The 7194-nt window shown below is 68.1% G+C and carries 8 protein-coding genes; 4 read left to right on the top strand and 4 right to left on the bottom strand.

The features are described 5' to 3' along the window. Positions 1 to 876: 876 nt before the first annotated feature. From ACFZCF_RS31935 to ACFZCF_RS31920, 4 genes are all read right to left on the bottom strand, one after another. On the bottom strand, positions 877 to 2058 hold the full coding sequence (locus tag ACFZCF_RS31935; RefSeq protein ID WP_391290629.1) for an HTTM domain-containing protein: 1182 nt from the start codon (positions 2056 to 2058) through the stop codon (positions 877 to 879). Then, entirely contained in the window at positions 2048 to 2740 is a 693-nt protein-coding gene (locus ACFZCF_RS31930; protein ID WP_391290631.1) for a DUF5819 family protein, read from the bottom strand. Before ACFZCF_RS31930 ends, ACFZCF_RS31935 begins: the two co-directional genes overlap by 11 nt. Positions 2741 to 2901: 161 nt before the next feature. Further along, a complete protein-coding gene (locus ACFZCF_RS31925) occupies positions 2902 to 4188 on the bottom strand; it encodes an ice-binding family protein (protein ID WP_391290627.1) in 1287 nt (428 codons plus the stop codon). A 434-nt stretch (positions 4189 to 4622) separates the two neighbouring features. Then, positions 4623 to 5477 carry a Scr1 family TA system antitoxin-like transcriptional regulator gene (locus ACFZCF_RS31920; protein ID WP_391290625.1) on the bottom strand — a complete coding sequence of 285 codons (855 nt, stop codon included), beginning with the start codon at positions 5475 to 5477 and terminating at the stop codon, positions 4623 to 4625. A 124-nt stretch (positions 5478 to 5601) separates the two neighbouring features. Between ACFZCF_RS31920 and ACFZCF_RS31915 the strand changes: the two genes are divergently transcribed. The 4 genes from ACFZCF_RS31915 to ACFZCF_RS31900 all read left to right on the top strand — a co-directional run bounded on the left by ACFZCF_RS31915 (position 5602) and on the right by ACFZCF_RS31900 (position 7077). Next, positions 5602 to 5952 carry a hypothetical protein gene (locus tag ACFZCF_RS31915; protein WP_391290623.1) on the top strand — a complete coding sequence of 117 codons (351 nt, stop codon included), beginning with the start codon at positions 5602 to 5604 and terminating at the stop codon, positions 5950 to 5952. Between the two features lie 147 nt (positions 5953 to 6099). Further along, positions 6100 to 6357 carry a helix-turn-helix domain-containing protein gene (locus ACFZCF_RS31910; protein ID WP_391290621.1) on the top strand — a complete coding sequence of 86 codons (258 nt, stop codon included), beginning with the start codon at positions 6100 to 6102 and terminating at the stop codon, positions 6355 to 6357. Positions 6358 to 6459: 102 nt separating this feature from the next. Continuing rightward, on the top strand, positions 6460 to 6924 hold the full coding sequence (locus tag ACFZCF_RS31905; RefSeq protein WP_391290619.1) for a DDE-type integrase/transposase/recombinase: 465 nt from the start codon (positions 6460 to 6462) through the stop codon (positions 6922 to 6924). Between the two features lie 9 nt (positions 6925 to 6933). Continuing rightward, positions 6934 to 7077 carry a hypothetical protein gene (locus ACFZCF_RS31900; RefSeq protein ID WP_391290617.1) on the top strand — a complete coding sequence of 48 codons (144 nt, stop codon included), beginning with the start codon at positions 6934 to 6936 and terminating at the stop codon, positions 7075 to 7077. The last annotated feature ends 117 nt before the right edge of the window (positions 7078 to 7194 follow it).

Here is a 7194-nt window from a genome sequence, read left to right as displayed (position 1 = left end):
ACCCGTGAACGTCTCCACCCACACCGGCTCAGCCCGCAGCACCCCGCCCATACAGGGAAAATGCCCAGAACTGAGCCTTCTGCAACACCCTTTAGAGTCGGCAGCGGACGACAAGGGAGCCGAAGAGGTGGCGAAGACGGCCGTCGGGACCTGCTCCGTCGGATCGTCGGCGAGCGCGGCAGGAAAGTGGTAAGGGTCGAGGCCCTCCGGCGGCAGGCGGCAGGCGGCAGGCGTAAAATTGACCGTGGATCGAGCACTCTCACGTGTGACGATCCGGAAGGGCGGCCTCGGCGGAGTGAATGCGCTGGGGCCGCTGTGACGACCACCGCCATGCGCCACTCACCTCGTCCACGTTGAGGAGCGGGTCGGCCGCGCGTCCTTGCGGGGACGTCATCGCGCTCGTCGTAGACACACCCGCCGTGGAAGCACAGGAACGACACCCGGGTCTTTCCCGTCCCCACCCACGGCCCTGCGCGTCCCGACACCCCTCCGCGGCGCTCGCCGCTTGGGCAGCCCCATCGGTGTGGTGGCTCCAGGCGCCCCTGCGCACAGACCGGCTGCGTCATGGCCCCGTCGACAGCGAGGACGGTGTGACGGCCAGGCTCGAAGGCCGCTCGCTCAAGGACGTGATCGAGGCAGAAGCCGGAACCCTTCACCGAATCTCGCGGACCCGGATGCGCCTGAGGGGCCGGCGCACCATCCCGGTCGCCCTGGTGCGACTGTGGCTGAAGCCTGACGCGCGACCGGAGCACATCCGGGGCGACTCGGCGGGGAGACGCGCGCCCGCGCACAGGACTCGGCACGCCCGGAGCGGTTCCTGTCGCGGGTCAGCCCCGGGAAACCGTCACCGAGCCCTTCGCATCGACCGAACTGCTCCTATCCCCCACCCCGGACGACCCGGCCCTGCGGCACGGATGCCTCTGCCCCTCCCTGTGCGGGCACGGATCCCGATCCCGTCGCCCGGTCAGGTGCCGCCTGCCTCGTACCGGTGTGCTGTGCCGCACGTCGCCACAGGCGGGGCAGGAAGGTGTAGAAGCGGTCGGGCAGGAACACGGCGTCCGCGACGATCATGGCGCCGGAGAAGAGCGGCAGCCCCATGAGTACGGCGATGCCGATGTGCATCCCGAGCAGCACGGCAAGAACCGGATACTTGAGCCGGCCGAAGAGCACGAACGGGAAGGCCACCTGGGCGAGCACCGTGACGTAGCCGGTGATCGCGATCACCATCGGGAAATCGTCCACGAGGTGGGAGAGCGCGGGCCAGGGCTGGAACAGTTCGAGGTTCAGCGCGTAGTGGAGAGCGGTGCCGCCGCCCCAGGTGGAACCCTGGACCTTGTACAGGCCTGCCGACCCGTAGAGGAAGCAGACCTGTGCGGCGATGACGAAGACGCCGCAGTTGTGCACCACCGTGGTCAAGGTGACGCGGGCACGGCGGAGTTCCCGCGCGTACGGGCCCCGCACCGGCTCCGGCACGTCGCCCGCACGAGCCGACCTGAGCCGGACGCGACGTGCGTCCAGGGACCAGCGCCGACCGCACGCGGTCAGGACGAGGTACACGGCCATCAGCAGGACCAGGTTGTCGCCCCCGTCCGTCATGAAGATCGACCTCGCGTGGAACGAGATCACCACGACGGCGAAGAGGACGGACATGACGCGGGTCCGCCAGCCCAGCACGAACAGTACGGACGTGACGACCGCCAGGGCATAGCAGAACTCGAAGTAGGCAGGACTGTCGGACAGGATCAGGACGCTGTTCCAGCCCGTCTGCTCGAAGAGCTGTTCCGCCAGCGCGGGCGTCCAGGGGGAGTCGGGTCCCCAGATCTCGCCGCGGTGCGGGAACTCGCGGAGCAGGAAGGCCAGGTACAGCAGCCCGTAGCCGATGCGCAGCACCGCGGCGGCATAGAGGGACACCGGGCGGCCGGTGAGGAGTGCCCACAGAGCGCTGACCCGGCCGAGGAGCCACTGATGGGTGGTTCCGATGAGCGAAGTCCCCGGCCCCTCGGGGCGTCGTGGCGCGGCCGCCGCAAGGGAGGGCCGGGAGGGCTGCTCATTTCCCATGGGGGGTCACCTTCCACCAGGGCAGGATCCGGTTCTCGGTGGGTACCGGGGGGCGGTCACCGGCGGTGCCGGGCGCGGCGATGGGCATCGTGACGACCCGAAGCTGAACGAAGTCGAACGTGTCGCCATCGTGGTGGGCGGCGAAGCGGTCCGCAGCGATGTTGCGCAGGTACTTCTGCATCATCACCGCCCGTTCCGAGCGTGCCGTGTCGCTCCCTCCGTGCGTCTCGACATAGGAGCTCCAGGCGCGGCGCAAAAGGTTCTGAGCCGTGTGGCTCGGAAATGCGTTGTGGTCGACTGCGGCATTGTCTGCGGCGGCCAGGTCGAACCAGGGGCTCACTCGCACCGATCCGTCGGGGGCCGTTTGGGCGGTTCTCGCCAGAACCTTTCGGTTGAAGGAATCGGGGTCCGGTGCGAAGAGTCGCCAATTCTGCTCGAAAAGGGGGTACACCCATCCGTTGATCTGCGGGCCGTACCGCTTCGATACGGGGTTGGAGGGGGCTACGTGAAGGAACACCATGACGACGTGGACCAGCGTGGTCACCAGACACAGGGCCACGGCCGTGCGCAGCACCGCTCCGAGCGCGCGGACCCCCGCGGGCCGTCTGTCAGGCAGGGTCGCTCTGTCGTGTTCCGGTGGCAGGGGGGCCGGCTCGGAACCGGACTGCTGAAGTTCCCGCATGGCCGCTGATTCGATTCCGCTCGACACCGCCCACCCTGTCCTTCGCGTACGCGCTGCTCGCGCCTGAGTCTCTGTGTCTCCCACCGGCGGCGCACGACGGAACCGCTGGGGGTTCCGCCGCGCGCCGTCATCCGATGAAGGGTCTTGATGCGGCCCGCTGCTCAGCCTTCGTGGACCGCGGGCTTGTCGGCGTAGCCGTAGTGCCCGTCAGCCTGCTCACCGTGCTCCGGCTTGCCAGGCCCCTCGCCGTGCTCCGGCTTGCCGTGGTCGGGGCCACCGTGCTCCGGCTTGCCATGCTCGGGGCCACCGTGCTCCGGCTTGCCGTGGTCGGGGCCACCGTGGTCCGGCTTGCCGTGGTCGGGGCCACCGTGGTCCGGCTTGCCGCCGTTCCCGCCGGTGACGTTCCCCCCGGTGATGGAGCCGCCGGTCGTGTTGCCGGCGCTGTTGCCCGACGTGTTGCCGCCAGTGGTGTTCCCGGCGGTGTTGCCCACTGTGTTGCCGGACGTGTTGCCCGCGATGTTCCCCGAGGTGCCACCGCCCACCAGGTTGACGCTGGGGCCGCCGATGAGGGTGCCGCCGATCAGACCCAGGGTCGTGCCCGTCGTCGCTCCGGTGGTCGTGCCCGTCGTCGCTCCGGTGGTCGTGCCCGTCGTCGCTCCGGTGGTCGTGCCCGTCGTCGTACCGGTCGTGGTTCCCATGGTCGTGCCACCGGTGGCACACGCGCCGAGGAAGATCCGGTTGGTGTCGAGCGTCACGGCGCCGTTACGGGCCAGCGCACGGCCCTCGATGTTCGTCCCCGAGGTGACGTGGATGTCCGTCAGCGCCATGACGGTGCCCACGAAGGTGGAGTTCGTGCCGAGGGTGGCGGAGCTCCCGATCTGCCAGTACACGTTGCACGGCGAAGCGCCGTTCGTCAGAAGCACTCGGCTGGAGGACGCCGTCGTCAGGGCCTCCGGAATCTGGAACACCCAGACGGAATTCGGGTTTCCGCCGGCGTCCAGAATCAGGTCGCCGGTGAGTCCGACCCCGGAAGAGGCGGTGTAGACGCCCGGAAGAAGAGTGGTACCGTTTCCGATTCCCGCGGCGAGTGCGAAGTCGGTGGCCTGCCCGGCCGCATTGTTGTACGCCGTGACCAGGTCGGACTTGGCTTGCAACGCCACGGCGTCGGCGGCATGCACCGCGCCGAGCACCTCGCCGGGCGGGAACCCGGTGATGGCCGCGTTCGGGTGCGTTCCGAGGTCGTGACCGATCACGGAGGGACCGGTGTTGGTGACGCCCTGACCGGCCAGCACGGAAAAGCTGGCGGCTGTGGCCAGAGGCACGGGCGTCGCGATGGCCAGCGCCTGCGTCGGCAATCCGGCGACCATCACGGCGGCAACCGTCACCGCGACGGCCGAGGCCAGCCAGCCGGACAGAGCGCGGCGAGCCGCTTGGGTTCTCAGCTTCATCAAGAGGCCATTTCCTGTTGGGGGCCGCGGCGTCCCGGGCTCTACCGATCGCTCGGGACGCCTTCTAGCTGTGGCCGCATATTACGCATGAAAATTTCCGCACCGACTTCAAGGGAAAACGCGAACGAGGAATGAGCGGAAAAACATTCCATAACCTGACAGCCTTGACCGTGATGAAAATATGCGGCTTTTACGCCTCCGATCATTTGCAACATCGCCGAATAGGGGATGTTTGATCAGCTCACGCGAAGCGGCATCGCACAGCTGTCCGTGAAACCGACCCGATGTGAACACGGAAGTACGCCGATCGGGTCGAATCAGGAGCGCCGCAGTACGGGCGTGGCGTCCGGGACAAAAGCGGGGGCGGCGCTGCGGTCGCGTACGGACCGAGGGAGGCCGAGCGTCGGGACAGCCCGGCGCGTCGCCCTCCGGGCTCAGGATGCGTAGCGCTTGATGGCGTCGGTGATGAAGTGCCGGCTCTGCTCCGGGGCGAGGGCCAGCGCCCGCAGCCGGGCGTGCGTCACGCTGTACTGCTGGACGTCGGACGTCTTCGTCAGGCAGAGGCCGCTGGTGAACCTCTCCAGGTACACCACCGCCTCACGGGTGTCGGAGAACTCCAGGAGGGAGAACTGCCCCGTCAGCCCCGGGTGGGCGCCTGCGCTGTGGGGGAGCACCTCGACGGTGATGTGCGGTTCGGTGCCGAGGGCGTGCAGGTGCTCCAGTTGTTCACGCATGATCTCCCGGCTGCCGACGACGCGCCACAGGGCCGATTCGTCCAGGACGACCCGCAGATGCAACCGGCGGGCGGGGTCATAGATCCGGTGCTGGCGGCGAAGTTGTACCTTCAGCCGCGCTGCGGCCTGGTCGACCGTGACGAGAGGGATCGTTTCCTCAATGACCGCGGCGGCGTAGGCGGGAGTCTGCAGCAGGCCGGGAATCACCATGGACTCGTAGGCCCGGATGGAGGCGGCGGCCGCCTCCAGATCGAGATGGACGCTGTGGGGGATGTCGCCGTAGGAGTGCCACCAGCCCTGTCGGCTCGACTCCCCGGCCAGCGCCGTCAAGTGGTCGACGAGGTGCTGGTCGGTGACGCCGTAGAGCATGCAGAGATCGCGTACGTCGCGACGGCTGACCGCACGGCGGCCCGTCTCCATGTGACTGACCTTGGCCTGGGAGATCAGCAGCTCCGCCGCGACCTGCGTGCCGGTCATGCCGCTGTCCTTACGGAGCCGGCGCAGCTCCGCCCCCAATCGTCGTCCTGTGACGGTGGGGTTGTTGTTCGCCGCCATGGGCGGTGTACCTCCGGCTCCAAGCCACTACGTATCCGAGCAGATTGGCATGGAGCACCGGTTGTTGATCACGCGCCGTGCCGTCGGCGCCGTGCGTCGGGAAAAAGGATTGTGCCGATGTAACGTGCCCGCCTCGCCGAGGTCCCGGACGCACACCCGGGCCCGGCTGGTGCCGGTGGCGATCTCGGCGAGGCAATCCAGCTCCGGCCACGTGCACGGCAGCAGGATCTCCTGGAGCATCGCGTGCGACACCGGCCCTGGACGCCGCCCGCGGGCCGGAGTCCTCGCGGCGCACCCGCACGCCGATCACCGGCCAGCGGACCTGGCCGTCCAAGAGGAGAACCACCTCCGGCTGACCAGGGCGACCGCCGAGTTCCGCGAGGTCACCCGGCAGCCGGGCATCGCCGAGGCGTTCGACGCCGCGTTCCCCGACGACGCCCCGGCTTCCCGGGACGCCGCCCGCCGAGCGGCCTGACCTTGGAACTGCACGTCGACCTCCGGTGGCTCCTCGACCGCCAGGAGGACCTGCTCGGCAAGGAACTCGGTGTCCGCGACTGGTCCGGCCTATAAAACTGCCGGACGTTGGTTACACATGGGTCTCCGACCGTGACGGAGATCTGCCATGCCCCCTTCGCTGCAACAGCAGCAGGACCGCCAAGCTCAACACCGCCTGGCGGTCCTGCGCCACGCCGAAGAAGTCACCGGCAACATCGCGCTGACCTGCCCCTACTACGGCATCAGCCGCACGTGCTTCTACAAGTGGCAGCGCCGCTACCAGGGCGAGGGCCTCGAGGGTCTGCGGGACCGCTCCAGCAAGCCCCACCACTGCCCCCACGCCACCGAGGCCGACGTCGTCAACAAGATCGTCTACCTGCGGTAGCACTACCACTTCGGCCCAATGAAGATCAAGATGTAGCTCAAGCGGTACCACGACATCGACATCGCCTGCTCCGCCGTCTACCGCTTCCTCAAGAAGCTCGGCATGAACCGCCTGCCGGCCTCCCAACGCTACAAGCGGCACGACAGGCGCTACACCCGCTACGAGAAGCAGCTGCCCGGCAACCGCGTCCAGATCGACGTCAAGTTCATCGAACCGATCGGCCTGCCGGAGCGAACTGCGGCCGCGGCGCCGGTCACCGGCACCCTGCCCCAGCAGCGGCGCCGGGCGAAGTACTACCCGTTCACCGCCACCGACGACTGCACCCGGCTGCGGGTCCTGCGGATCTACCCGCGGTGCGACCAGAAGACCGCCGTGCAGTTCCTCGACTACGCCCTGGAACGCCTGCCGTTCCGCGTCGAGGTGATCCAGACCGACAACGGCGCGGAGTTCCAGTCCGCCTTCCACTGGAACGTCCTCGACAAGGGCATCGCCCACACCTACATCAGACCGGCATCACCGCACCTCAACGGCAAGGTCGAACGTTCCCACCGCATCGACGCCGAGTAGTTCTACCGCATGCTCGACGGCGTGGTCATCGACGGCACCGGCGTCTTCAACGACAAGCTGAGAGAGTGGGAGGACTACTACAACTACCACGGCGCCCTCAGCGGCCAGACACCCTACGAACGTCTCAAGCAGAAGACCCGGACCCCGCTGTAATCAAGCTGCGGCAGTCGCACACCTAGGCGGTGTCGTCAAATGTCACGCCCACATCAGCAGTGAGGCGAGAGTGACGGCTGCCTCGTAGGACTCGGCGGTCTTGTCGTAGCGGGTGGC

It is taken from the genome of Streptomyces sp. NPDC007945 (assembly GCF_042958885.1).
Lineage (GTDB): Bacteria > Actinomycetota > Actinomycetes > Streptomycetales > Streptomycetaceae > Streptomyces.
The sequence above is the reverse complement of the archived record's forward strand: the minus strand, read 5'-3'. Positions and strand labels throughout refer to the sequence as shown.